The organism is Streptomyces albus subsp. chlorinus, assembly GCF_013302895.1.
Lineage (GTDB): Bacteria > Actinomycetota > Actinomycetes > Streptomycetales > Streptomycetaceae > Streptomyces > Streptomyces chlorinus.
The window spans coordinates 6546789-6570451 of the sequence record NZ_VJOK01000001.1 but is presented as its reverse complement, the minus strand read 5'-3'; the positions used below and the strand labels follow the sequence as shown (position 1 = coordinate 6570451).

The 23663-nt window shown below is 74.0% G+C and carries 24 protein-coding genes; 13 read left to right on the top strand and 11 right to left on the bottom strand.

Going from position 1 to position 23663, the window contains the following annotated elements; all coding sequences use genetic code 11:
* Positions 1-292: 292 nt before the first annotated feature.
* Together FM076_RS28480 and FM076_RS28475 are read right to left on the bottom strand one after the other, a co-directional pair.
* The gene (locus tag FM076_RS28480) at positions 293-610 is read right to left on the bottom strand and encodes a DUF2795 domain-containing protein (protein ID WP_173873731.1); all 318 of its coding nucleotides are present in this window, start codon (positions 608-610) and stop codon (positions 293-295) included.
* 103 nt (positions 611-713) lie between these two features.
* Positions 714-1130, bottom strand: a complete 417-nt coding sequence (locus tag FM076_RS28475; RefSeq protein WP_173873730.1) for a DUF2267 domain-containing protein — start codon at positions 1128-1130, stop codon at positions 714-716.
* 209 nt (positions 1131-1339) lie between these two features.
* On the opposite strand from FM076_RS28475, the gene FM076_RS28470 reads away from it, so the two are divergent.
* Positions 1340-2176, top strand: a complete 837-nt coding sequence (locus FM076_RS28470; RefSeq protein WP_428815082.1) for an SDR family oxidoreductase — start codon at positions 1340-1342, stop codon at positions 2174-2176.
* A 24-nt stretch (positions 2177-2200) separates the two neighbouring features.
* Here FM076_RS28470 and FM076_RS28465 read toward each other — a convergent pair whose 3' ends face one another.
* Both FM076_RS28465 and FM076_RS28460 read right to left on the bottom strand, forming a co-directional pair.
* Positions 2201-2755, bottom strand: a complete 555-nt coding sequence (locus tag FM076_RS28465) for a sugar O-acetyltransferase (protein WP_173873728.1) — start codon at positions 2753-2755, stop codon at positions 2201-2203.
* A gap of 376 nt (positions 2756-3131) precedes the next feature.
* Positions 3132-4193: a helix-turn-helix domain-containing protein gene (locus FM076_RS28460; protein WP_243274661.1), complete on the bottom strand. Its 1062-nt coding sequence runs from the start codon at positions 4191-4193 to the stop codon at positions 3132-3134.
* A gap of 52 nt (positions 4194-4245) precedes the next feature.
* Here FM076_RS28460 and FM076_RS28455 point away from each other — a divergent pair, with 52 nt between their 5' ends.
* A complete protein-coding gene (locus FM076_RS28455; RefSeq protein ID WP_173873727.1) occupies positions 4246-4650 on the top strand; it encodes a cupin domain-containing protein in 405 nt (134 codons plus the stop codon).
* Positions 4651-4826: 176 nt separating this feature from the next.
* On the opposite strand, the gene FM076_RS28450 is transcribed toward FM076_RS28455, so the two are convergent.
* Positions 4827-5027, bottom strand: coding sequence for a hypothetical protein (locus FM076_RS28450; RefSeq protein ID WP_173873726.1), 201 nt, complete (start codon positions 5025-5027; stop codon positions 4827-4829).
* 240 nt (positions 5028-5267) lie between these two features.
* Here FM076_RS28450 and FM076_RS28445 point away from each other — a divergent pair, with 240 nt between their 5' ends.
* Positions 5268-5831: a DUF2243 domain-containing protein gene (locus tag FM076_RS28445; RefSeq protein WP_173873725.1), complete on the top strand. Its 564-nt coding sequence runs from the start codon at positions 5268-5270 to the stop codon at positions 5829-5831.
* 299 nt (positions 5832-6130) lie between these two features.
* Complete coding sequence (locus FM076_RS28440) at positions 6131-6934, top strand: cytochrome c oxidase assembly protein (RefSeq protein WP_428815177.1); 804 nt, start codon at positions 6131-6133, stop codon at positions 6932-6934.
* Here the strand turns inward: FM076_RS28440 and FM076_RS28435 are convergent.
* On the bottom strand, positions 6922-7107 hold the full coding sequence (locus FM076_RS28435; protein ID WP_173873724.1) for a DUF5133 domain-containing protein: 186 nt from the start codon (positions 7105-7107) through the stop codon (positions 6922-6924). The two genes, FM076_RS28440 and FM076_RS28435, sit on opposite strands and share 13 nt — an antisense overlap.
* Before the next feature lie 307 nt (positions 7108-7414).
* Here FM076_RS28435 and FM076_RS28430 point away from each other — a divergent pair, with 307 nt between their 5' ends.
* Both FM076_RS28430 and FM076_RS28425 read left to right on the top strand, forming a co-directional pair.
* Positions 7415-8176, top strand: coding sequence for a VOC family protein (locus FM076_RS28430; RefSeq protein WP_173873723.1), 762 nt, complete (start codon positions 7415-7417; stop codon positions 8174-8176).
* 244 nt (positions 8177-8420) lie between these two features.
* A complete protein-coding gene (locus tag FM076_RS28425; protein ID WP_173873722.1) occupies positions 8421-9458 on the top strand; it encodes an SDR family oxidoreductase in 1038 nt (345 codons plus the stop codon).
* 156 nt (positions 9459-9614) lie between these two features.
* Here the strand turns inward: FM076_RS28425 and FM076_RS28420 are convergent, their stop codons facing one another.
* On the bottom strand, positions 9615-9827 hold the full coding sequence (locus tag FM076_RS28420) for a DUF2180 family protein (RefSeq protein ID WP_173873721.1): 213 nt from the start codon (positions 9825-9827) through the stop codon (positions 9615-9617).
* A 224-nt stretch (positions 9828-10051) separates the two neighbouring features.
* On the opposite strand from FM076_RS28420, the gene FM076_RS28415 reads away from it, so the two are divergent.
* Positions 10052-11410, top strand: coding sequence for an amidohydrolase family protein (locus FM076_RS28415; protein WP_345945287.1), 1359 nt, complete (start codon positions 10052-10054; stop codon positions 11408-11410).
* Positions 11411-11449: 39 nt separating this feature from the next.
* Here FM076_RS28415 and FM076_RS28410 read toward each other — a convergent pair whose 3' ends face one another.
* The gene (locus tag FM076_RS28410) at positions 11450-12715 is read right to left on the bottom strand and encodes an alpha/beta hydrolase family protein (RefSeq protein ID WP_173873720.1); all 1266 of its coding nucleotides are present in this window, start codon (positions 12713-12715) and stop codon (positions 11450-11452) included.
* Positions 12716-12861: 146 nt separating this feature from the next.
* Positions 12862-13845 carry an NAD(P)-dependent oxidoreductase gene (locus FM076_RS28405; protein ID WP_173873719.1) on the bottom strand — a complete coding sequence of 328 codons (984 nt, stop codon included), beginning with the start codon at positions 13843-13845 and terminating at the stop codon, positions 12862-12864.
* Positions 13846-14065: 220 nt separating this feature from the next.
* Here FM076_RS28405 and FM076_RS28400 point away from each other — a divergent pair, with 220 nt between their 5' ends.
* Positions 14066-14740, top strand: coding sequence for an AIM24 family protein (locus FM076_RS28400; protein ID WP_173873718.1), 675 nt, complete (start codon positions 14066-14068; stop codon positions 14738-14740).
* Positions 14741-14816: 76 nt separating this feature from the next.
* Here FM076_RS28400 and FM076_RS28395 read toward each other — a convergent pair whose 3' ends face one another.
* Together FM076_RS28395 and FM076_RS28390 are read right to left on the bottom strand one after the other, a co-directional pair.
* Entirely contained in the window at positions 14817-16058 is a 1242-nt protein-coding gene (locus FM076_RS28395; RefSeq protein ID WP_173873717.1) for an NAD(P)/FAD-dependent oxidoreductase, read from the bottom strand.
* Positions 16055-16411, bottom strand: a complete 357-nt coding sequence (locus FM076_RS28390; RefSeq protein WP_173873716.1) for a bifunctional 3-phenylpropionate/cinnamic acid dioxygenase ferredoxin subunit — start codon at positions 16409-16411, stop codon at positions 16055-16057. The genes FM076_RS28395 and FM076_RS28390 overlap by 4 nt, the downstream gene beginning before the upstream one ends.
* 266 nt (positions 16412-16677) lie before the next feature.
* Between FM076_RS28390 and FM076_RS28385 the strand changes: the two genes are divergently transcribed.
* The 5 genes from FM076_RS28385 to FM076_RS28365 all read left to right on the top strand — a co-directional run bounded on the left by FM076_RS28385 (position 16678) and on the right by FM076_RS28365 (position 23605).
* A complete protein-coding gene (locus FM076_RS28385; protein ID WP_173873715.1) occupies positions 16678-17481 on the top strand; it encodes an IclR family transcriptional regulator in 804 nt (267 codons plus the stop codon).
* A gap of 224 nt (positions 17482-17705) precedes the next feature.
* On the top strand, positions 17706-18791 hold the full coding sequence (locus FM076_RS28380; protein ID WP_173873714.1) for an S-(hydroxymethyl)mycothiol dehydrogenase: 1086 nt from the start codon (positions 17706-17708) through the stop codon (positions 18789-18791).
* On the top strand, positions 18788-21280 hold the full coding sequence (locus FM076_RS28375) for a GcvT family protein (RefSeq protein ID WP_345945285.1): 2493 nt from the start codon (positions 18788-18790) through the stop codon (positions 21278-21280). Before FM076_RS28380 ends, FM076_RS28375 begins: the two co-directional genes overlap by 4 nt.
* Before the next feature lie 16 nt (positions 21281-21296).
* Positions 21297-22484, top strand: coding sequence for an N-methyl-L-tryptophan oxidase (gene solA, locus FM076_RS28370; RefSeq protein WP_173873713.1), 1188 nt, complete (start codon positions 21297-21299; stop codon positions 22482-22484).
* Positions 22481-23605, top strand: coding sequence for an aromatic ring-hydroxylating oxygenase subunit alpha (locus FM076_RS28365; protein ID WP_173873712.1), 1125 nt, complete (start codon positions 22481-22483; stop codon positions 23603-23605). The genes solA and FM076_RS28365 overlap by 4 nt, the downstream gene beginning before the upstream one ends.
* Positions 23606-23663: the final 58 nt, after the last annotated feature.

The following is a 23663-nucleotide window of genomic DNA, read 5'->3' as shown; positions in this document are numbered from 1 at the left end:
GCTGGGGCCCGCGCGGTGCGTGCGCTGCTTCGACGCCCCCGTGGTCACGCTGCGGGCGCTGGGCGCCTCCTCGGCGCGGTGCGCCTTGTGGGCCGCCGCCCGCCGCTGTTCCTCGTCGCCTTCCACCTTCTTGCGCACCATGACGGTCCTCCCTTCGGTGTGTGCCTTCCGGGTCGCTCCCGCGGCGCCTGCCGCCGGGCCGCTCCCGGGCCGGCCCGGAGGATCCGGCCGGGCCCTCGGCGGTGTTCCGGTCAGCGGGTGCCCCTGACCGGAACCGGCGGCCGGACTCGGCCTAGCGGTCGAGTTCCTCCTCCACCGGCGGCTTGGGCGCCTCCCGCAGGTGCTGCGACTGGCCGGGCCGGCCGCCCCGCCGCGCCTGCTCGGCGCGCTGGCCGGGGCTGCGGTCCAGGTCCGAGTCGGGGTCGACCCGCACGGACCGGGCCACTTCCTCCCGGTTGGCGTACTCCTCGGGCGGGATGGCGCGGAGCGCGGCGCGGACCTCGTCGGAGGCGCCGGACGCGGCCCGCACCAGGGTGTCCTTGTCGGCGGGGAAGTCCACGTCGTCGAGCGCGGACAGGATCTCCTCGACGGTCGTGTGAGCGGTGCTCATGCGGTGTCGCTGCCTTTCCGTCGTCTCTCCTGCGCTGTACCGTCTTCGCGCTGTACCGGTCTTCTGCGCTGTACCGTCTTCGCGCCGTACCGGCCGGCGTGCCTCAGCCGCCGGCGGTGCCCGTGCTGCCCGAGAAGAGGATGGAGGCCGTCTCCTCGTCCAGGGACTGCCGGATCCGCTCGGTGACCGCCCCCTGGGTGGCCTCCTCCAGCAGTTCGACGACGGTGCGTGCCTCGTGGACGGCCTTGGGCGGGTCTGTCCTGGCGCGCCGTGCCACGCGGTCGAAGAACTCGTGCCGGTCCATCCGGACGCCGGTGTTCGGCTCGTCCGGCGCGTACTCGACCCGGCGCAGGTGCTCACCCAGTTCCGTGGGCAGCTGCGCGGCGAGCTTCTCCGCCATCGGGGCCGGGATGCGCTCGGCCAGGGTCTCCAGGGTGGCGCGCGTGCCGGCCTCCGCCGCACCACGACTGTGCAGGTGAGCCCGCGCCTGTACCTGACCGATGAACTCGTCGTGCTGCATAGCGTTCTCCTCACTCCAGCGGTGCCAACACGAGCTTCTTCCAGCATGCGCGCCGGTCGTACGAGTCGCACATCCGCGCGGTTTCGCACGCGCGCGTACGCCGGTCGGGGCACTCGGCTGCCCGGCGTACCCCGAAGTCCCCGTTTACGCACCACGGCCCCGGGTCACCCGGCGGCGCGGAGCAGGACCCGATGCGGAGGGAGACGCGGGTGACCACGGCAGCCACCGACAGCCGGACCACCACCCCGGGCGGGGCCCGGGAGCGGGTCGCGGTCGTCACCGGTTCCGACTCCGGGATCGGGCGGGCCACCGCCGTACGGCTGGCCCGGGACGGGATGGACATCGGCGTCACCTGGCACACCGACCGGGAGGGCGCCGAGGAGACGGCCGCGGCGGTGCGGGAAGCGGGCCGCCGCGCCTCGGTCCAGCACCTGGACCTGACCCGGCTGCCCGGCGCCGCCGGCGTCGTCGACGCGTTCGCCGGGGAGCTGGGGCGGATCGACGTGCTGGTCAACAATTCCGGCACCGGCACCGCGACCCCCTTCCTGGACCTGGACTTCGCCACGGTGCGCGAGGTCCTGGAGGTGGGTCTGCTGGGCGCCTTCTTGTGTTCCCAGCGCGCGGCCCGGCACATGATCGGGCAGGGGGACGGCGGCGCCATCGTGAACGTCACCAGCGTGCACGAGCACCAGCCGCGGGTCGGTGCGGCGCCCTACTGCGCGGCCAAGGGCGGGCTGGGGCTGCTCACGCAGGTCATGGCGCTGGAACTGGCCGAGCACGGCATCCGCGTCAACGCCGTGGCGCCCGGCGAGATCGCCACGCCGATGACCGGCCAGGAGGACGCCGACGTGCACGCCGCCGAGCGTCCCGGCGTACCGCTGCGGCGGCCCGGGGACGCCCGCGAGGTGGCCTCCGTGATCGGCTTCCTGGCCGGGGACGACGCCTCGTACGTGACGGGCGCGTCGTGGGCGGTGGACGGCGGCATGCTGCGGATGGGCCCGCAGGCCGGCTCCCACCTGCCGGACGACTCCTGGCGCCGCCCCTGATCCCGGGCGCCGGTTCCGTTCACCTCACAGCTCGCGTACGACGCGTGCCGGGTTGCCGACGGCCAGGACGCCGGAGGGCAGGTCCTTGGTGACCACCGAGCCGGCGCCGACGACCGTGTCCGCGCCGATGGTCACCCCGGGGCAGACGATGACACCGCCGCCGAGCCACACGTTGTCGCCGATGGTGACGGGGACGGCCTTCTCCCAGCCGGCGCGCCGCCGCTCGGCGTCCATCTCGTGGGCGGGCGTCAGGAGTTGCACGTTCGGCCCGATCTGCACATGGCGGCCGATGGTGAGGGGCGCCGCGTCCAGGAAGACGGCGCCGAAGTTGACGAAGGTGTGGGCGCCGATCGACAGGTAGGTGCCGAAGTCGCAGTGGAAGGGCGGCCGGATGGTGACGTCCTCCCCCAGGTCCCCGATCAACTGCTCCAGTATCTTCCGGCGTTCCGCGGGCCCCGCCGCGTCCGCCGCGTTGTAGGCCGCGCACAGTTCGGCGCGCCGCCGCGTGTCGGCCGCCAGTTCCTCGTCGTCGGGCACGTACCAGTCCCCGGCCAGCATGCGCCGCTTGTTCTCGCCCACGGATGTCCTCCCGCTCCGGTGTGCTCCGGGTGGGACCCGGTGCCGCGTACCGGACTTCGCCGGTCGCTCTCCCGGGACACTCTCGCAGAGCCGCGGAGCCGGAGGAGAAGGAATAGTCCGCTGACTCTTGACGGAAACGTCTCTTGCGTTCTCATCTGCTTGCCGCACGACCGTCCTTGGCGGACTCCCTACGGCTTCGCCGTAGTTCTTGGGCAGGCACAGACACAGACCACCACCTGTCGGTGGCGTGTGCGTCGCACTGGTGCCGAGGGGGCTCACGAGGCCCCGCTCGGCGTCATCGTCGCGGTGCGGCTGCGGGTGCGTCCGCTGCCCGAGTACGCCAAGGCGCCCCCGCGCGGTATCCGGTCCCCGGGCCTCAGGCGGGTGCCGGGGCGGTGGTGGGCCGGGCGGGGTCGTCGTCCTGGCGGGCTCTCATCGCGGGGGCCTCGGGGACCTTGACGCGGCCGAAGCGCTGCCGGTACGCGGACGGGCTCAGACCGGTCTCGCGGCGGAGCCGGGCGCGGAGGTTGGCCGCGGTGCCCAGGCCGCTGTCGCGGGCGACGACGTCCAGGCGTTCCTCCCCGCGTTCGATCAGCCGGCAGGCCAGCGCGACCCGTTCGCCGGTCAGCCAGGCGAGCGGGGTGGTGCCGAGCTGGGCCCGGAAGCGGCGGTGGAGCGTCGCCGGACTGACGGCGGCCCGGGCGGCGAGACCGGCCACGGTAAGCGGCTCGGTCAGCCGCTCCTGCGCCCACGCCAGCAGCGGGGCGAGGGACTCCTCGGGCGCGGGCGGCAGCGGGCGCTCCACGAACTGGCGCTGCCCGCCGTCCCGGTGCGCGGCGAAGACCAGCCGCCTGCTGACCGCGTTGGCCACCTCGGCCCCGTGGTCGCGGCGCACCACGTGCAGTCCCAGGTCGAGCGCGGCGGCGCTGCCGGCCGCGGTGAGGATGTCGCCGTCGTCGACGAACAGCACGTCGGGTTCGAGGTGGACGTCCGGGAAGCGGGCACGGAACAGATCCGCCCACTGCCAGTGCGCCGTGGCCCGGCGCCCGCCGAGCACCCCCGCCTCGGCGAGCGTGAACGCCCCGCTGCAGAAGCCCAGAAGGCGGGTGCCCCGGGCGTGCGCGCGGCGGATCGCCTCCAGCACGGCGGGGCGCCGGGGGGCCTCGATGTCGGGGCGGTTGGGCACGATCAGTGTGTCCGCCCGCTCGGTCTCCTCCAGCCCGGCGACGCCGGTCAGCGTGAAGAAGCCGTCCCGCATCAGGGTGCGCGGCGCGGGTGAGCACAGGGTGAAGTCGTACAGCTCACGGCCCAGCTCGGGCCTGCGCAGGCCGAAGACCTCGGTGGCGCAGCCCAGTTCGAAGGGGTTGGAGTTCTCGTCGACGAGCACGACGACGCGGTGGAAGCCCGTCGTCGCGCCCTGCGAGGAATCGTGCGGCATATGCGATTTCTAGCACTCGCACCGGCGTGGCACCACGGCCGAGGATGGGCGCATGAGCAACCAGCCCATCGATCTGCACCAGGCCCTGGCCTCCTTCGAGGCCCTGTGGAGCCCCCGCGTCGTCACCCGCGTCAACGACTACGACGCGCGCGTGGCGAAGGTCCGGGGCGAGCACGTGTGGCACGTGCACGAGGACACCGACGAGTTCTTCCTCGTCCTGGACGGAGAACTGGCGATCGCCCTGCGCGAGGAGAGCGGCGAGCGGACGGTCACCCTTTCGGCCGGGGCCGTCTTCACCGTCCCGCGCGGCGTCGAGCACAAGCCCCGCTCCGGGGCCGGCGCGGCGATCCTGCTGTTCGAGCCCACCGGGACGCTCTCGGTCGGTGACCGGCACGAGGAGGTCCCCGGTCACGTGGACGTCACCACGGGACATGCGCTGCCCGAGCCGGCGGAGTAGCCGGGTGGACACGCCGGGCGGACGGCCGGACAGCACCGCCGCCCCGGACCCGGCCACACGCTGAGCCCGGTGGCGGCGAAAGAGCACCGCGACGGAAGAGCCCGGTGGGGCCGGGGTGACGCGTCACCCCGGCCACACCGGGCTCCGGACGGGACGGATCCCGTCCGCCCGCCGGGCTACTCGTTGCCCGGCCGCTCGCCCTTCGGCCCCCGCCCTCGCTCGGTGCGCGGGCCGCCGGGGCGCCACTCCGGATCCCGTTCGATGTCCCGCTTGGCCTGCTCGTTCGCCTCCTGGGCGTCCGCCGTGCCGCTCTTCTCCAAGTCTTTGCGCCGCCGTGCGCGGTGCTTGTCGTAGCTCTTGCTGCCGGGCTCCGGCACTGCGCCTCACCTCGCTCGCTGCCGGCGACCGCCCTCGGGGGCCGCCCCTCTCGCGTGCGTTCTCCTCACGTGGGCCCCGGGGTTCCCCGTGGCGCGGGGGCGAAACGCTGGGCCGGTCGGCGGAAAACCGCCCCTCGGGTGACTGACGCGGCCGGGAGCGGGAACCCCGTGGCGGCCGGGCCCGCCGGACACGACGGCAGCGGGCCGGGGACGGCGGCGGCCGGGGAACGGAGACGAGTGATGGCCACGACAGGTCAGGCCGCGGCGGGTCCCGCGCCGCGGAGCCTCCGGCTGCCGGGGATCGTGCTGGGGGTGGGGCTCGGCGGGTTCGTCGACGGCATCCTGCTGCACCAGCTCCTCCAGTGGCACCACATGCTGACCAGCACGAACGACGACCGCGTCGGGGTGAAGTACTACTCGCCGAACACGGTCTCCGGGCTGGAGATGAACACCGTGTGGGACGGCGTCTTCCACACGGTGTGCTGGCTCGCGGTGCTGCTGGGGCTGGCCGTCCTGTACGCGCGGGTCACGCACGGCCGCCGCCGGGTGTGGACCTCCCGGGTGCTGTGGGGCTGGATCGTCGCCGGATGGGGCGTCTTCAACCTGATCGAGGGCCTGCTCGACCACCAGATCCTCGGCATTCACCATGTGCACGGCGGGCCGTACCAGGCGTGGTGGGACGCCGCCTTCCTGGTGCTGGGCGCCCTGCTGCTCGGCGGCGGGTGGCTGCTCCAGCGGGGCGGCCGGGTACGCGACCCGGGCGCGGCACCGCGGGACGCGCCCGCGTCGGGCCACCCGGCGTGAACGGCCACCCCACCCGCCCGGACCCCGGGCACAACCCGCACCCGACCCCCGCAGCACACTCCGAAGCGGGGCACGGTCCCCACCCGGCCCCCGCAGCGCACCCCGACGCGGCGGCGCACGCCGCGCACCCCGTCGCGGAGCACACGCCGCACCCGGCCGCCGGGCACGACACGCATCTTGGCCCGGAGCACGTGGCGCATCCAGCCCCGGAGCACCTGGCGCATCCCAGCCCGGGACACGAAACCCACCCCGGTGCCGGGCACGGGGACGGCGGTGCGTTCCCGGAGCCGCTCGGGGCGCTGCCGGGCGTGCTGCCGGCGCTGGTCGGCGTCCTGCCCGCGCTGGGCTATCTGCTGCTGGTGCGCAGGGTCCATGTGCGGGCCCTGGCCCGGTACCGGACCGGGTCCGGGGCCCGGCCGCGCGGCCCGGGGCGCGGGTGGAGCGGTGTGCGGACGGCGAGCTTCCTGACCGGGTGCGGGCTGCTGGCACTGGCCCTGCTGCCGCCGCTGGCGCCCTGGGCCCACCACGATTTCCGGGGCCACATGGCGCAGCACCTGCTGATCGGGATGTACGTTCCGCTCGCACTGGTGCTCGGCGCTCCGGTCACGCTGCTGCTGCGTGCGCTGCCGACGGCCGGGGCGCGGGCGTTCACCGCGCTGCTGCGGACCCGCGCCGTGCGCGTCCTCGCCCATCCGCTGACCGCACTCCTGCTGAGCACCGGTTCCCTCGTGGTGCTGTACCGCACTCCGCTGTACGGCGCCGCCATGGCGCACCCGGCGGGCCACTGGCTGCTGCACGCGCATTTCCTGGCGTCGGGCTGTCTGTTCGCGTGGGTGGTGGCGGGGCCGGATCCGGCGCCCGCCCGGCCCGGTGTCCCGGCCCGGCTGGTGCTGCTGGGGGTGGCGATCGCGGGCCACGCCGTGCTGGCGCAGCTGCTGTACGGGGGCTTCCTCGTCGATGTTCCCGCGCCCGTGGCCGAGGTCCGCGGGGGCGCGGAACTCATGTACTACGGCGGGGACATCGCCGAACTGCTGCTCGCGGCCGCCCTGGTGGCGACGTGGCGCCCCGCGCGCGGGCGGGGCGCGGAGGTTCAGGCCGCCTGAGTCCCCGCGATGTGGTCCCGTGCCGCGCGCAGGGCGTCGCGGATGTCACGGGTGGCCGTGGAGACGCACAGCGTGTACGAGACGTCCTCCAGCTCCTGGCGGTGGCCGGGGCGGGCGCGGAGGGTCTCGTAGCGCGTGAGCAGCTCTCGCAGGGTGTCCGGGTGGGCGATCATGGCGGTTTCCTCCAGGGGGCGCGCGGCAGCGGCTGCCGGCGCACGACGGTTGCGGGCATACAGCGCCCGCCCCCGCGGCTCGGCCACGGGGTGGGCGCACTCCGCCCAGTACCCCGGCACGAATGGAGCAAACCTCACAAAAACGTACATTCCTCTCCTTGTTTCCTCTCGGCGGGCGAGGGGCACCACGGCGCGTGGGAAAGGGCGTGGAAAGACGCGAAAAGGCATGCAAAGACAGGAAACACCCGGAACCCAGAACCCGAAACGGTCCGCGAGAGAGGAACATCAGGAGGCTTGAGGCGACGTGATGGATTCCGTACCCGGGGTGCCATGCTGGGTCAGCCTCACCGTCCGCGACCGGCGGACCACCGAGGAGTTCTACGGCGCCGTGCTGGGGTGGTCCTTCACGGACAGCTCCCTCGGCCCCGGATTCCGCACGGCCACCAGGGACGGCGAGCCGGTGGCGGGCTTCAACGAAGCCGCCGTCTCCTGGCAGCTGCCCGTGCGCTGGACCGTCTTCTTCTCCGCCGACGACGCCGACCTGGCATGCGAACGCATCCGCGAACGCGGCGCCACGGTCGCCGTCGGCCCGCTCCGGGTGGGCGAGGGCCGCGCCGCGATGGCAGCCGACCCCCAGGGAGCGGCCTTCGGCCTGTGGCAGGGCGAGCTGCCGCGGGGCTGGGAGGTGGGTGCCGGACACGCGCCCGCCTGGCTCGAACTGCACACCGGCGACGCCTTCGCGGCGGCGCTCTTCTACGGCGAGGTGTTCGACTGGACGAAGAACCCCAGCCACGGCGTCAGCTACGAGGAGCAGCAGGACGAGGTCCACATCCTGGTGGACGGCGAGACGGTCGCCGGGCTGCGCGGCGGCGGCGTGGAGGCGGCACCCGACCCGCAGCGGCGCACCCGGTGGGAGGTGTACTTCCGCGCGGCCGACATCGACGCGGCGCTGGCCGCCGTCGAGAAGACGGGCGGCACGGTGGTCTCGCCGGTCCAGCACGCGTCCCACGGCCGCTATGCCACGGTCCGCGACCCGGATGGCGGCCTGTTCTCCCTGCTGGGCCCGTGACCGGGGGCCGGCGGGTGCCGTGGACCGGCCGCGGGTGCGGCCGGACCGGTGGGCGAGTGCCGCCGAGGAGGCCGGGGAGAGCGCGCGGTCGCGTGAGCAGGGCCGGTGGCCGGGTACCCGGCCACCTCGGAACGTCAGGCGGGCGGGACGACGCGCCGGGAGGGGCCTCGCGGCCCGGACCGGTGGCCGTCCCGGGGAGAGCGCCCGTACCGACAGCGCCCGTACCGACAGCGGAGGTGTGCCGATGAGCCGACGACGGCAGTCAGGACGTGCGGGAAGCGACGGCCAGGTCGTCGTGGTGACCGGCGCCAGCGGCGGTGTGGGCCGGGAGACGGCCCGCGCCTTCGGGGCGCGGGGCGCCGCCGTCGCCCTGCTCGCGCGCGGCGAGGAGGGCCTGGCCCGCGCCGCCGAGGACGTACGGGAGGCGGGCGGCACCGCGCTGCCGCTGCCCGTCGACGTCAGCGACCACACGGCCGTGGAGGCGGCGGCCGACCGGATCGAACGGGAGCTGGGCCCCATCGCGGTGTGGGTGAACGTGGCGTTCTCCACCGTGTTCGCCCCGGTCACCGACGTGCGCGCGGAGGAGTTCCGGCGGGCCACCGAGGTGACCTACCTCGGCTTCGTATACGGAACGCTCGCGGCACTGCGCAGGATGGAGACGCGCGACGCCGGCACCATCGTCCAGGTCGGCTCGGCGCTCGCCTACCGCGGTATCCCCCTCCAGGCGGCGTACTGCGCGGCCAAGCACGCCATCCAGGGGTTCCACGAGTCGCTGCGCTGCGAGCTGCTGCACAAGAAGAGCGGCGTGCGGGTGACGATGGTGCAGCTGCCGGGCCTCAACACCCCGCAGTTCACCTGGGTCCGCTCGCGGCTGCCGCGCAATCCGCGTCCGGTCGCGCCCGTCTACCAGCCGCGGGTCGCGGCCCGTGGCGTCCTGTACGCGGCCGACCACCCCGGGCGCCGCGAGTACTGGGTGGGCGGCTCGACCGTGGCCACCCTGCTCGGCGACAAGTTCGCACCCGGGCTGCTGGACCGCTATCTGGCCAGAACCGGGTTCCAGGGGCAGCAGACCGACTACGCGCGCTCCCCCGCCCAGCCCGACAACCTGTGGAAGCCGGCGGACCAGCACCACGACTACGGCGCGCACGGCGAGTTCGACGACGAGGCGTCCGACCGCTGCTACCAGCTGTGGGCCTCCCACCACCACGGTCTGCTCGCCGCCCTCGGCACCGCCGCGGCGGCTGCCGGAGCGGTCGTGGTGGGGCGGGCGGTACGGCGCTGAGCCGCCGCAACGGGGCGCGCGAGGGCGCGGCTCCGGGGAGATGCGAGGTCCGCTCCGGCGATGTGCGGGAGCCGTCCCCGGACGTGGATGAGCGGAGTCCGCCCCCGGAGGCGAGGGTGCGTGAAGGGGGCGTCGGACTCGGACGTCAGTGGCCGTTCATCCGCTGCTCTGCTTCAGCGACTCGTGGCAGACCCGGCACACCATCCGGCGCGCGTCCCGCGGTGACCAGACCCGTCCGGTCGCGCTGGAGCGGCGTACCGGTTCGGGTTCGCTGCGCAGGTGGTGCGGGCACGCGCCCGCCCCGCACTCCACGCAGACGGCCACGGCCGTGCTCTCGGTGCCGTCCGTGTAGCAGTCGTAGCAGTGCATGAGGTGCCTCTCCGTCTCGCTCGGCGCCGGGGTCCGGCCTTAGGCCGTTCGCGAGTTCCCACCGGCGCGGCCCGGCACGCCTCGGGGCACCTGTGCGGATGAACCGGGGCGCGCATCAGCCCCCGGCCCCGCGCCGGCGTGCCAGCTTTGCCCCGTACCGACGTACCGACATACCGACGCGCCGATCCCCCAGGTACCGATACAGACCGACCGAGGAGCTGTCCGTGCAGCAGACCGACACACTCATCCGGGACGCCGAGCTGGTCGTCACGATGGACGGGGACGAGATCTCCGGCGGCTGGGTCGCCCTCTCCGGCGGCACCGTCGCGGGTGTGGGCCCCCCGGGAAGCGAACCGGCGGCGGCCCGCACCCTCTCCGCGCGGGGCGCGCTGGTGACCCCCGGACTGGTCAACACCCACCACCACATCTTCCAGAACCTCACCCGCTCCTACGCGCCCGCGACCCGCTACGAGCTGTTCGACTGGCTGCGGACCCTCTTCCCCCTGTGGGCGGCGCTGGACGAGGAGGCCGTCGAGGTCTCCACCTGGGTCGGCCTGGCCGAGCTGGCCCTGGGCGGCTGCACCACCACCGCGGACATGCTCCACATCCACCCGAGGCCCCGCCTCGTGGACGCGCAGATCCGCGCGGCCCGCGAGGTCGGGCTGCGGTTCCACCCGACGCGGGGCGCCCTCGACCTCTCGGAACGGGACGGCGGCCCGGCCCCCGTGGAGGTCACCCAGAGCGTCGAGGAGATCCTCGCCGACAGCGAGCGCCTGGTGCGCTCCTACCACGATCCGGCGCCCGGGTCGATGCTCCGTCTCGCGCTGGCACCCGCCACCCAGGCCGGCGTCTCCGAGCGGCTGATGGTGGAGACCGCCCGGCTCGCCGAGCGCCTCGACGTACGGCTGCACACCCACCTGGCCGAGTCGCGGGGCGAGGAGGAGTACTGCCTGGAGACGTTCGGCCGCCGCCCGGTGGACCAGTTCGAACACGTCGGCTGGGGCACCGCGCGGACGTGGGTCGCGCACTTCATCTTCACCGGGCCCGAGGAGCGGGAGCGGCTGGGCCGGTGGGGCACCGCCGTCGCCCACTGCCCCGGCTCGACGATGATGCTGGGCGCCGGGGCGGCGAGCCTGCCCGCGCTGCGGGAGGCGGGGGTCACCGTCGGGCTGGGCTGCGACGGTTCGGCCTCCACCGACCACGCCTCGCTGTGGCTGGAGGCCCGCACCGCGCTGGCCGCCGCCCGGGAGCGCGGCGGCCCGGCGGCGACGACGGCCCGCGACATCCTGCGCGCGGCCACCGTCGACGCCGCCGCCTGCCTGGGCCGGGAGGACGGACTGGGCAGCCTGCGGCCCGGTGCCCCCGCCGACCTGGTGGTGTGGGAACTGGACGAGTTCGCCTTCGCCGGCGCCCACACCGACCTGGTCGAAGCCTGGCTCCGCTGCGGCCCCGTACGCCCCCGCCACACCCTCGTCCAGGGCCGCCCCCTCGTCGAGGACGGCGCCCTCACCCTCCCCGGCGGCCGCGAGATGCTCACCGAACACGCCCGCCTCGCCCGCCGCATCCAGCGACTGGCAACCTGACCCGCCGGTGCCGGTGCCGTCCCCCGCCCGTCCCCCTCCTCAGGGCCGGCCGCCGTTGTGGAAGGCGACCTCCGGGTTCTCCTCGGTGGGGCCCTCCAGCAGCTCACGGTGCCGGCCGCTGAGTTGCTGGTCGAAGAAGGCGGTGACATACCGGGTGGTGATCTGGCCGCTCCGCTTGCCGGACAGCGGTGCCGAGGGGTCGCTCACTCCGATCCGGTCGCCGAGGACGGGCAGGTCGGTGAAGGAGAAGTGCCCGGCGTCCTTCACCGTCAGCCAGCGCTTCCAGCCGTGGAGCCGCATCCACTGGCGCGGCCAGGTGGCGTCCTGCGCCTGCGGGGTGTGGCTCTTGCGGGTGCCGAGCATGAGCACGGGGCGCGTGCTGCCCGCGCGGGGCACGGGCGCGAAGAAGGAGCCGTCCAGGTTCGCGGCGGCACGGATCCGGTGGTCCTCGCCGGCCGCCACCGCGGCCGCGTTGCCGCCGAGGGAGTGGCCCGCCGCGCCGATGCGGCGCGGATCGACGAGCGCGGACCAGTCGTGCCCGGACGGCCGGTCCCCCTTCCGCCGGCCGGTCAGCTCGTCGACGACGACGGAGAGGTCGGCGGCGCGGTCGCGGGCGGCCCGGGCGAGCCGCTTCTTCTCGGCCGCGTCGTCGGGCTCCTTCTCCACCGTCTCGCAGGCGACGCAGGGGAGCGTCTTCGCGCCGCCCCCGCCGGGGAAGGTGGTGCCGGACGACTCGTAGGCGTGGTCCACCAGTGCCACCACGTAGCCGTGCGAGGCGAGTTCCTCCGCGAGCCCGGTGAGGGTGGCGCGGTGCAGTGTGAAGCCCGGGGAGAGGAGGACGAGGGGGTGCCGTCCCCGGGCGGGCCGGGCGCCGGTGCGGGCGTGGGTCCGGGTCGAGGCGACCTGTCCGGCCGTGAAGTACGCGCCGAGTTTCCGCTCCTTCAGCAGCAGCCCGGCCTCCTCGGCCGACATGTACCGGCCGCGCCCTCCCTCCCCCTCCCCGTCCCCCTTCCGGGCGGGGTAGAAGAGCGACACCATCAGCCGCCGTGGTCCGGCGGAGGGCACCCAGGGGTCGCGGCGTGTCCTGTCGGTCAGCTGGAGCGTGTCCCTCCCCGTCGCGTACGAGCCGGTGGGGCGGGGCAGGGAGAGCCTCTTGTGCTGGGAGGAAGCGGCGGAAGCGGCGGCCGGGGAGGCGGTGCCGCCCGCCGGGTGGTCGAAGGCGCCGGTGGAACAGGCCCCGAGCGCCGGGGTGGACAGAAGGAGAGCGAGCAGTGCGGCTGCCGCTCCGCGTGCGGTGTGGATCATGCGGCGAGCCTAGGAACGGGGGCGGGGGCCGTGGCATCGACGAAAGCCGGCAGCTCTCCTTACTTTCGTCAGGGCGCGGCCCTCCCCACCGGCTCCCGCCGGTTCCTCGGCCCCGCCCCTCGTCCCTCGTCCAGCGGCCGCGGGCGTCAGTACCCGGCCGTCACCCGCACGGTCAGCGCGGGGAACTCGCCCGCGCGCAGCGCCTCCCAGGCGGCGCGGAAGTCGGCCGTGACGTCGGCGTGGGTCGTCGGTCCGGCCGAGTGGGAGGTGAGGGTGGTGCGCGGGAGGTCCCATGCGGGTGAGGTGGCGGGGGCGGGTTCCTCGGGCAGGACGTCGAGGACGGCCCGGCCCACCCGGCCGGCCTCCAGCGCCCGCGCGAGCGCTTCGGTCCTGACCGTCTCGCCCCGGCCGACGTTGAAGAAGGTGGGCCCGTCCATCGCCGCGAACAGCTCGGCCCCGAAGAGTCCGGCCGTCTCCGCGGTGAGCGGCAGCGCGTTGACGACCCATCTCGCCTCGCCCAGTACCCCGGCCAGTTCGGCCGAGGGGATGCCGGGGCTGTCGGCCCCGGCCGGGGCGCCGAGCGGGACGACGCCGTCGAACCCCGGTGCCTGACGGGGACTCCGCGCGACCCCGACCGTGCGGACGCCGCACTGCTGGAGGGCGGCGGCGATGCCCGAGCCGATGCGGCCGGTGCCGAAGACGACGGCGAGGGTGCCGTCGGCCAGTTCGGTCTCCAGCCGGTTCCAGGTGCGGGAGACCTGCTGGCGCAGGAAGCCGGGTACGTCCTGGAGTTCGGCCAGCGCCCAGGCCAGGACGTACTGACCGATCCTCTCCCCCATCCGTCCGACCGTGCGGGTCAGCAGTACCTCGCGCGGCCAGGGGGTGTGCGCCTTGAGGAGCGCGTCGACTCCGGCGGTGGTGCTGTGCACCCACAGCAGCCGCTCCCCGTCGCCGAGTCCGGGGACGGCGGGCCCCACGTGGACCCGGGGCCCCTCCCCGGTCCCCAGCGGCCTGCCGGCGGTCCGCTCGACCCCTTCGTGCACCAGCCGCGGGAGGGCGGGGTCCACGGTGACCACCGCCCGGTCGAGCTCCTGACCGATCCGCAGGGGGTCCGCGCCCTCAGTCGTCATCCGCTCCCGCTCCTTCCTGGGTGGTCCGCCGTTTCCCCGGTGCCGGCCGCGCCGCCGGGGGGCCGCCGGGTGCGGGAGGGGACCACCGGTGTCCCTTCCGTCCCGCGCTTCACCTGAGAGTGAGGAGCGTATCTCCTCTCCGTGACGGGGCCGGGCGGGGTTCCGCCTCTTCGGACGGGGCGGCCTTCCCGAAGGGGGGCTTCCGGGGACAATTGCTGCCATGCAGAGTGATCTCTTCGCTTCGAAGAACATGGCGCAGCCGCCCACGGCACCGGGGATGGAGCTGCAGAACGACAAGTGCGTGAAGTACACGGTGAACGGCGAGTGCTACGCGCGGCAGGGCTCGATGGTGGCCTTCCGGGGGAACCTCAAGTTCGAGAAGAAGGGGCAGGGGGTCGGCAACTTCCTCAAGCGCCAGGTCACGGGGGAGGGCCTGGCGCTGATGTCCGTCAGCGGGCAGGGGGAGGCGTGGTTCGCGCACGAGGCGGAGAACTGCTTCCTCATCGACATAGCGCCCGGCGACTCGCTCACCGTCAATGGCCGGAACGTGCTGGTCTTCGACGCCGGGCTGCACTACGAGATCGGCATTGTCAAGGGTGCGGGGATGGCCGGCGGGGGGCTGTTCAACAGCGTCTTCTCGGGTCAGGGGCGGCTCGCCGTGATCTGCGAGGGCACGCCGATCGTGATTCCGGTGTCGCCGCAGGCACCGGTGTTCGTCGACACGGACGCGGTGGTCGGCTGGAGCGCCCAGTTGCAGACCTCGCTGCACCGTTCGCAGAGCTTCGGGTCGATGATCCGCGGCGGTTCGGGCGAGGCCGTGCAGCTGAGGCTGGACGGGGAGGGTTTCGTCATCGTCCGGCCGAGCGAGAAGCAGCCGGCGCAGGCGGGCAACTGAGCACGTCCGGGCGGGGGCGCGGGTGCCCCCGCCCGGAGGCGCGCGTCGCCATTCCGCCGCGCCTTCGCCCACCGCCTCACACCGCCGCGAGCCCTCCGGCGCGGGCGAGTTCGCGGCGGGCCCGCGTGAAGGAGCGGGGGCGGTTGGCGGCCAGGACGGCGGTGGTGGTGCCGTCGCGTTCGTAGACGGCGAGGAAGCTGCGGTCCTCGGGCGAGCCCTCCACCACCCGCACGGTGTCGGACGCGCGGCGGCGTCCGGCCAGCTGGATGCGGACGCCGTACTGGTCGGACCAGAAGTAGGGCAGCGCCCGGTAGGTCTCCACCGTCGCGCCGGCCAGCAGGTTGCGGGCCGCGACCGCGCCGGTCTCCATGGCGCTGGTCCAGTGCTCGGCCCGGTGTCCCGCGCTGCGGGCCACGTCGCCGACGGCCGCCACGGCGGGGTTCGCCGTCAGGCCGCCCGCGTCGCAGACGACACCGTCGTCCAGCGGGATGCCGCTGCCCTCCAGCCAGTCGGTGGCGGGGCGTACGCCGATGCCGGCGACCACCACGTCGGCGGGCAGGAACCGGCCGTCGGCCAGCTCGACCCAGCCGACCCTGCGCCGCTCCCCCGCCCCGGAGCCGGGCCCGGCCGCCTCGGCTCCGCCCCGGGCGCCGGGCGGACCGTCCGGGCCGCGCGGGCCCTCCGGGTGCAGGGCGCGCACTCCGGTGCCGGTGTGCAGGGTGACGCCGTGGTCGGTGTGCAGGTCGGCGCAGAACGCGGCCATCTCGGCGCCGAGTTGCGGCAGCAGCGGCTGTCCGGCCGCCTCGACGACGGTGACGTTGTGGCCGAGAGTGGCGCAGGAGGAGGCCACTTCGGCGCCGATGAAGCCGGCGCCGATGACCACGACCCGCACCTGTCCCCGGCTCAGCTCCTCGCGGAGCGCCGCCGCGTCGTCGAGGGTGCGCAGGGTGTGCACGCCCTCCAGCGGCTCGCCGGGCAGGGCGCGGGGCACGGCGCCGGTGGCCACCACCATGCCGTCGGCCCTCAGTGTGCGGCCGCCGGAGAGCGTGAGGGTGCGGGAGGGCGGGTCGAGGCCCTCGGCGCGGGTGCCCAGCAGCCAGTCGGCGTCGAGTCCGGCGATCTCCTCCGCGTCCGCCAGGGCGAGCCGTTCGGCGGTCATGGCCCCGGTCAGGAACTCCTTGGAGAGGGGAGGGCGGTCGTAGGGGCGATGGCGTTCCTCCCCTACGATCACCAGCCTGCCGTCGTAGCCCTGCGAGCGCAGCGCGAGGGCGGTGTGGAGTCCGGCGAGGGAGGCCCCGATCACGGCGATGGTCCTCATGCGGCGCTCCCTTGTCCGGCGGCGGTTCGTGAGGTCTGTGCCGCGGCGGCGTCGGACTCGACGTGTACCCACACGGTGCCGTCGAGCACACTCACCGGGTGGGTGCGCACCGCCTTGCGAGCGGGGAGGCAGGTGGGGCGGCCGGTGCGCAGGTCGAATGAAGCCGCGTGCAGCGGGCATTCGACCAGACAGCCCTCGAGCCAGCCTTCCGACAGGGACGCGTCCTGGTGGGTGCAGGTGTCGTCGATGGCGTACAGCTCACCGTCGGCGTTGAAGACGGCGATGGGAGGTTCGAGGTCGAGACGGACGGACTCGCCTGCGGGCAGGTCCTCAAGGCGGCAGACGGGGATCACTGTGATTCACCTCGCGGGCACGTTCGAGTAGGCAGGGTTGGCGTACCCCGGCACGCACGGCCGGGGAGATGCGGGGAAGCACTTCGCTACTATCCGAGTTCCGTATCGCGCACGATGGAGCGTGATGCGCAACAGAATCCAAGCGGGGAGGCTTCACGTCAAGCACTCACCGACGGACTCCGGTCAGACTCCGGGGAGGGCGGGGCGCGGCCGCGTCCGAGCCACCGGGAACCACAACCAGGCCACCAGGCGGTGACGTTGAGCAAATGAGCGAAAAGGCGGAGGACACAGGGTCGGGACGGCAGTCCAGAGGTGCGGCTGCGTCGGTCCAGTCGGTCGACCGCGCGGTGAGCGTGCTGGAGATCCTCGCCCGGCACGGGGACGCCGGGGTGACGGAGATCGCCGAGGAGCTGGGCGTGCACAAGTCCACGGCGTTCCGGCTGCTGGGCGTGCTGGAGGCCAGGGGCCTGGTCTCCCAGGAGCAGGACCGCGGCAAGTACTACCTGGGCCCCGGGGTGCTGAGGCTGGCGGGCGCGGCGGCCTCCCGGCTGGACATCTCCCAGGAGGGCGCCCCGGTGTGCCGGGAGCTGGCCGAGGAGGTCGGGGAGACCGCGAACATCGCGGTGCTGGACGACGACGCGGCGGTCAACATCATGCAGGCGCGCGGCGCCTCGTCGGTCACCGCGCAGAATTGGCTGGGAAGACGCACTCCGCTGCACGCCACCTCCAGCGGCAAGGCGCTGCTGGCGCACCAGCCCAAGTCGGTGCAGGAGAGCGTGCTGTCGCGGAAGCTGCCACGGCTGACGGAGCACACCCTGGTCTCGCCCGCCGAGCTGCGGTCCGATCTGAAGGCGGTGCTCAAGACGGGTTTCGCGGTGGCACGGGACGAGTTGGAGATCGGGCTGCACGCGGTGGCGGCGCCGGTCCGGGCGCACGACGGCAAGGTCATCGGCGCGATCAGCGTCTCGGGGCCGTCCTACCGGCTGGAGGAGGAGCGGCTGCACGAGGTCGCCAAGCGCACGATGGCCGCGGCACAGGATCTCTCGCGCCGCATGGGTTACGCCTACTGACGGCTGTCGACGGGTATCACGATTTTTTGACGGGGCGTCACCTTTCACACCGCCCCGACCTCCCATAACTGCGGGTCCGAGAACGCTCGGGCCCGCAGTTCGCATTTCTGATGCGCCGTCAGCAACCACTGATCCACATCTCTTGACGGCGGGGAGCGGCGTTCTCACTATGTCTCCCATAGCGCAACCAGTCGTGCACTACGCAACAACTGCGAGGTCTGGGAATGCCACACGAGGTCCGCGCTGTCATCGCGATGAAGAAGGACGCCCCCGCCGAGGTGCAGACGGTCCTGGTACCGGACCCCGGCCCGGGAGAAGTCCTCGTCTCCATCCAGGCATGCGGTGTCTGCCACACCGATCTGCACTACCGGGAGGGCGCCGTCAGCGACGACTTCCCGTTCCTGCTCGGCCACGAGGCCGCGGGCATCGTCGAAGCGGCGGGCCCCGGCGTCACCGACCCGCGCCCCGGGGACTTCGTCGTCCTCGCCTGGCGCGCACCGTGCGGAAGCTGCCGCTCCTGCCGCAAGGGACGGCCCTGGTACTGCTTCGACTCGCGCAACGCCCGGCAGCCCATGACGCTGCTGGACGGCACCCCGCTCAGCCCGGCCCTGGGCATCGGCGCCTTCGCCGACAAGACGCTCGTCGCCGCCGGCCAGGCCGTACGGGTCGATCCCGCGGCCCGCCCCGAGGCCGCCGGACTCATCGGCTGCGGCGTGATGGCCGGCTGGGGCGCCGCCGTGCACACCGGCGGCGTCGGCAGGGGCGACACCGTCGCCGTCATCGGCTGCGGCGGTGTCGGCAACGCGGCCATCGCCGCCTCCGCGCTGGCCGGCGCCCGGCGGGTGATCGCCGTGGACATCGACGACGCCAAGCTGGACACGGCCACCCAGTTCGGCGCCACCCACAGCGTCAACTCGCGCGGCACCGACCCGGTCGAGGCGGTGCGGGAGCTGACCGGCGGGTTCGGCGCCGACATCGTCATCGAGGCCGTCGGCCGGCCCGAGACGTATCTGCAGGGGTTCGCCATGCGCGATCTGGCGGGCGTCCTCGTCCAGGCCGGGGTGCCGGCGCCCGGGGTGACCATCGAGCTGCCGTTCCAGGAGCTGTTCTCCCGGGGCGGCGCCCTCAAGTCCTCCTGGTACGGGGACTGCCTGCCCAGCAGGGACTTCCCCGTGCTGATCGACCTCTATCTCTCCGGCAAGCTCGACCTGGGCGCCTTCGTCACCGAGACGATCGCGCTGGAGGAGGTCGAGGCCGCCTTCGAACGGATGCGGCGGGGCAAGGTGCTGCGATCGGTGGTGGTCCTGTGAACGGGGACGCGGCGCACAGGGTGGCCCCGCGCACCGGGCGGGTCGTCGTCATCGGGGCCGGGATCGTCGGGTGTTCGCTGGCGGACGAGCTGACGGCACGCGGCTGGCGGGATGTCACCGTCCTCGAACAGGGGCCGCTGGCCGCGCCCGGCGGGTCCACCTCCCACGCGCCCGGCCTGGTCTTCCGTACCAGCCCGTCCCGGACGCTGACCGCGTACGCGCGCTACACCGTCGAGAAGTTCGGCGCGCTGCGCGTGGCCGGACGCCCCTGCTTCCTGCCGGTCGGCGGGCTGGAGGTCGCCACCACCGAGGCCCGCTGGCAGGACCTGCACCGCAAGGCCGGGCTCGCCGCCGCCTCCGGGGTGGAGGGCGAGCTGATCGGACCGAAGCGGTGCGCCGAGCTGTTCCCGATGCTGGACCCGGACACCGTGCTCGGCGGGTTCCACACCCCAGGCGACGGGCTGGCCCGCGCCCTGCCCGCCTGCCGGGCCCAGATCCGGCGGGCCGAGCGGCGCGGCGCCCGCTTCCTGGAGCGGCACACGGTCACCGGCGTGGAGCGCGCGGGCGGGCGGGTGACCGGCGTGGTCACCGACCGCGGCACCTTCCCGGCCGACCACGTGGTCTCCGCGGCCGGATTCTGGGGCCCGGTCATCGGCGCGCTGGCGGGAGTGGAGGTCCCGCTGCTGCCGCTCGCCCACCAGTACGCCAGGACGGCACCGCTGCCGGCCCTCGCCGGGGCGGGCGGCGCGGAGCGGGCCGAGGCGGTGCGCCCCATCCTGCGCCACCAGGACCACGACCTGTACTACCGCGAGCACCTCGACCCCGAGGGCGGCCCGGGCCGCATCGGCATCGGCACCTACGCACACCGCCCCCTGCCCGTGGACCCGTACACCGTCCCCTCCTACGACGAGGCGCCGGTGATGCCCTCCTCGCTCCCCTTCACCGAGGAGGACTTCGCGGCCAGCTGGACGGAGAGCCGCCGCATGCTGCCGGACCTGGCCGGCTCCCGCGTGGAGGAGGGCTTCAACGGGGTCTTCTCCTTCACCCCGGACGGCATGCCGCTGTTGGGCGAGTCCCACCAGCTGCGCGGCTTCTGGTTCGCCGAGGCCGTGTGGGTCACCCACTCGGCGGGGGCCGCCCGCGCCGTGGCGGAGCTGATGACCGACGGCCGCACCACCGTGGACGCGCACGAGTGCGACCCGCACCGCTTCGAGAAGGCCCAGCGCTCCCCCGCCTACGTACGCGACCGGGGCGAGCGCAGCTTCGTCGAGGTGTACGACGTGATCCACCCGCTCCAGCCCGCCGAGCGGGCCCGCCCGCTGCGCACCAGCCCCTTCTACCCCCGGCAGTGTGAACTCGGCGCCTCCTTCCTGGAGTCGGGCGGCTGGGAGCGGCCGCACTGGTACGAGGCCAACGCGCCGCTGGTCGAGGAGCTGGGGCTGCGGCTGCCGGAGCGCGACAGCTGGTCGGCGCGGCACTGGTCGCCGATCGCCGCCGCCGAGGCCCGGATCACCCGGGAGAGGGTCGCGCTCTACGACATGACGCCGCTGCGCCGGCTGGAGGTGACCGGCCCCGGCTCGCTGGACTTCCTCCAGCGGATGACGACCAACAACCTGAAAAAGAGGGTCGGTTCGGTCACCTACACCCTGCTGCTGGATGAGGCGGGCGGTATCCGCAGCGACCTGACGGCCGCCCGGCTGGGGCCCGACCGCTGGCAGCTGGGCGCCAACTCCCCCGCCGACCTGGACTGGCTGGTGCGGCACGCGCCGGAGGGCGTGCACATCCGGGACGTCACCTCGGGCACCTGCTGCGTGGGCGTCTGGGGCCCGCTGGCCCGGGAACTGGTGCAGCCGCTCACCCCGGCCGACTTCTCGCACGAGGCGTTCGGCTACTTCAAGGCCCGGGAGACCTACGTCGGCCATGTGCCGGTCACCGCCCTGCGCGTCAGCTACGTGGGCGAGCTGGGCTGGGAGCTGTACGCGGACGCCGATGTGGGGCTGCGGCTGTGGGACACGCTGTGGGAGGCCGGACAGCGGCTCGGTGCGGTCGCGGCCGGGCGCGGCGCCTTCAACAGTCTGCGCCTGGAGAAGGGGTACCGCGCCTGGGGCGTCGACATGACCACCGAGCACACCCCCGAGGAGGCGGGCGTCTCCTTCGCCGTCCGCCCCGCCAAGGGCGACTTCACCGGCCGGGACGCGCTCGCCGCACGCGGGCCGGCCGCGCGCAGGCTCGTCTGCCTCACCCTCGACGACGACGCCGCGGTGGTGATGGGCGGCGAACCCGTCCACCTCGACGGCGTCGTCGCCGGGTACGTGACCAGCGCGTCCTACGGCTACAGCGTGGGGCGGTGCGTGGCCTACGCCTGGCTGCCCGCGGACGCGGACGTGCCGGGCACGCCGGTCCACATCGAGTACTTCGGCGAGAAGGTCGCGGCGACCGTCGCCGCGGAGCCCCTGTTCGACCCCGAAATGGCCCGCATCCGCCGCTGACCTCCGGAGGCCCGCAGTGTCACGCACCCGCGACGTCATCGTCATCGGCCTCGGCGGCATGGGCAGTGCCGCCGCCTACCACCTGGCGGCCCGCGGCCACCAGGTCCTCGGGCTGGAGCGCTTCGGCCCGGCGCACAACCGCGGATCCAGCCACGGCGGCTCCCGCATCACCCGTCAGTCCTACTTCGAGGATCCGGCCTACGTCCCCCTGCTGCTGCGCTCCTACGAGCTGTTCGCGAAGCTGGAGCGGGACACCGGGCGCTCCCTCATGACCCTGTGCGGCGGTCTGATGCTGGGCCGCCCGGACAGCCGCGCGGTGGCCGGCAGCCGGCGTTCGGCACGGGAGTGGGGGCTGCCCCACGAGATGCTGGACGCCGCCCAGATCCGGCGCCGCTTCCCCACCCTCACCCCGGCCCCGGACGAGGTCGCCCTCTACGAGGAGAGGGCCGGTTTCGTACGCCCGGAGGCGACCGTCACCGCACAGCTCCAACTCGCCCAGCGGGCGGGCGCCGACCTGCGGTTCGAGGAGCCGGTCACCCGCTGGGAGGTGCTGCCCGGCGGCGCGGGGGTGCGGGTGCACACGGCGGACGGCGTCCACACCTCCGGGCACCTGGTGATCTGCCCAGGGGCCTGGGCCCCGCGCCTGCTGGCCGACCTGGGGGTGGGCTTCACCGTCGAACGGCAGGTCATGTACTGGTTCCACCCGCGAGGCGGCACGGCGCCGTTCACACCGGAGCGGCACCCCATCTACGTGTGGGAGGACCGCGACGGCGTACAGATCTACGGCTTCCCGGCGATCGAGGGCGAGGACGGCGGCGCGAAGGCCGCCTTCTTCCGCAAGGGGGTGGTCTGCGACCCGGAGACCATCGACCGCACGGTGCGCGACGAGGAGACCGCGGCGATGGCCGCCCAGCTGCGGCCCCGCATCCCCGACCTGCCCGGACGGCTGCGCAAGGCCGTCACCTGCATGTACACCACCACCGCCGACGAGCACTTCGTGCTGGCCCGGCACCCCGAGCACCCCGGGGCGGTGACGGTCGCGTGCGGATTCTCCGGGCACGGCTTCAAGTTCGTGCCCGTCGTCGGCGAGATCGTCGCCGACCTCGCGCTGACCGGCACCACCGAGCACCCCATCGCCCTGTTCGACCCGCGCAGGAGCGAGCTGCGGCACTCCGCCACGCCCGAGGGAGAGACCACGTCATGACGACCGCCGTCACCAGCCTGCTGGCGACCCTGCCCGGAGACCGCTACACCGATCCGGACAACTTCCGGCGCGAGCAGGAACGCATCTTCGAGACCGAGTGGTTCTGCGCGGTCCGCGCGGCCGACCTGGACAAACCCGGCGCCTACCGTACCGTGCAGGTCGGCCGGGAGAACGTGCTGATCACCCGCAACCGGCGGGGCGGGCTGCGGGCCTTCCTCAACGTGTGCCGGCACCGCGGCGCCCGGCTGTGCACGGCCGAGGCGGGCGAGGTGCGGCGCAGCCTCCAGTGCCCGTACCACGCATGGACCTACGACCTGGACGGCCGGCTGACGGCGGCGCCGAACCTGACGCGGATGCCGGACGTGGACCGCGCTGCCTACGGACTGCACACCGTGGCCCTGCGCGAGTGGCTGGGATACGCGTGGGTGTGCCTGGCCGCCCAACCGCCCCCGTTCGAGGAGACGGTGCAGGCCGACGTCGCGGAACGGCTCGGCGGGCCCGACGTCATCGCGCACTACGGGATCGAGGAACTGGCGCTGGGCAGGCGGCACACCTACGACGTGGCGGCCAACTGGAAGCTCATCGTCGAGAACTTCATGGAGTGCTACCACTGCGCCACCATCCACCCCGAACTGACCGAGGTGCTCCCGGAGTTCGCGGACGGCTTCGCGGCCCAGTACTACGTGGGCCACGGCCCGGAGTTCTCCGGCGAGGCGGAGGGGTTCACGGTGGACGGCAGCGCGGGCTTCGAGCGGCTGCCGGGCGTGCCCGACGAGCACGACCGCCGCTACTACGCGCTCACCGTCCGCCCTCAGGTGTTCGTCAACCTCGTCCCCGACCATGTGATCTGGCACCGGATGTTCCCGCTGGCCGAGGACCGCACGGTGGTCGAGTGCGACTGGCTCTACGCACCCGGGGTGGTGGCCTCGGGCGCCGACGTCTCGCACTCGGTGGAGCTGTTCCACCGCGTCAACCTGCAGGACTTCGACGCCTGCGAGCGCACCCAGCCCGCCATGGCCTCCCGCGCCTACCGGGACGGCGGCGTCCTGGTGCCCAGCGAGCACCACATCGGGGAGTTCCACTCCTGGGTGACCGCCCGGCTCGGCGGTACGCGGGAATGAGGCCGCCGGCCCCCGCCGACCCGGCGGGGGCCGGTGCCGGGCGGCGTGATGGAGTGGA

Bases quoted from the DNA above. Each gene is read 5' to 3' on its own strand.
- FM076_RS28480 (WP_173873731.1), bottom strand. From the start codon at position 610: ATGAGCACCGCTCACACGACCGTCGAGGAGATCCTGTCCGCGCTCGAC.
- FM076_RS28475 (WP_173873730.1), bottom strand. From the start codon at position 1,130: ATGCAGCACGACGAGTTCATCGGTCAGGTACAGGCGCGGGCTCACCTG.
- FM076_RS28460 (WP_243274661.1), bottom strand. From the start codon at position 4,193: ATGCCGCACGATTCCTCGCAGGGCGCGACGACGGGCTTCCACCGCGTC.
- FM076_RS28455 (WP_173873727.1), top strand. From the start codon at position 4,246: ATGAGCAACCAGCCCATCGATCTGCACCAGGCCCTGGCCTCCTTCGAG.
- FM076_RS28445 (WP_173873725.1), top strand. From the start codon at position 5,268: ATGGCCACGACAGGTCAGGCCGCGGCGGGTCCCGCGCCGCGGAGCCTC.
- FM076_RS28435 (WP_173873724.1), bottom strand. From the start codon at position 7,107: ATGATCGCCCACCCGGACACCCTGCGAGAGCTGCTCACGCGCTACGAG.
- FM076_RS28430 (WP_173873723.1), top strand. From the start codon at position 7,415: ATGGATTCCGTACCCGGGGTGCCATGCTGGGTCAGCCTCACCGTCCGC.
- FM076_RS28425 (WP_173873722.1), top strand. From the start codon at position 8,421: ATGAGCCGACGACGGCAGTCAGGACGTGCGGGAAGCGACGGCCAGGTC.
- FM076_RS28420 (WP_173873721.1), bottom strand. From the start codon at position 9,827: ATGCACTGCTACGACTGCTACACGGACGGCACCGAGAGCACGGCCGTG.
- FM076_RS28410 (WP_173873720.1), bottom strand. From the start codon at position 12,715: ATGATCCACACCGCACGCGGAGCGGCAGCCGCACTGCTCGCTCTCCTT.
- FM076_RS28405 (WP_173873719.1), bottom strand. From the start codon at position 13,845: ATGACGACTGAGGGCGCGGACCCCCTGCGGATCGGTCAGGAGCTCGAC.
- FM076_RS28400 (WP_173873718.1), top strand. From the start codon at position 14,066: ATGCAGAGTGATCTCTTCGCTTCGAAGAACATGGCGCAGCCGCCCACG.
- FM076_RS28395 (WP_173873717.1), bottom strand. From the start codon at position 16,058: ATGAGGACCATCGCCGTGATCGGGGCCTCCCTCGCCGGACTCCACACC.
- FM076_RS28385 (WP_173873715.1), top strand. From the start codon at position 16,678: ATGAGCGAAAAGGCGGAGGACACAGGGTCGGGACGGCAGTCCAGAGGT.
- FM076_RS28380 (WP_173873714.1), top strand. From the start codon at position 17,706: ATGCCACACGAGGTCCGCGCTGTCATCGCGATGAAGAAGGACGCCCCC.
- FM076_RS28365 (WP_173873712.1), top strand. From the start codon at position 22,481: ATGACGACCGCCGTCACCAGCCTGCTGGCGACCCTGCCCGGAGACCGC.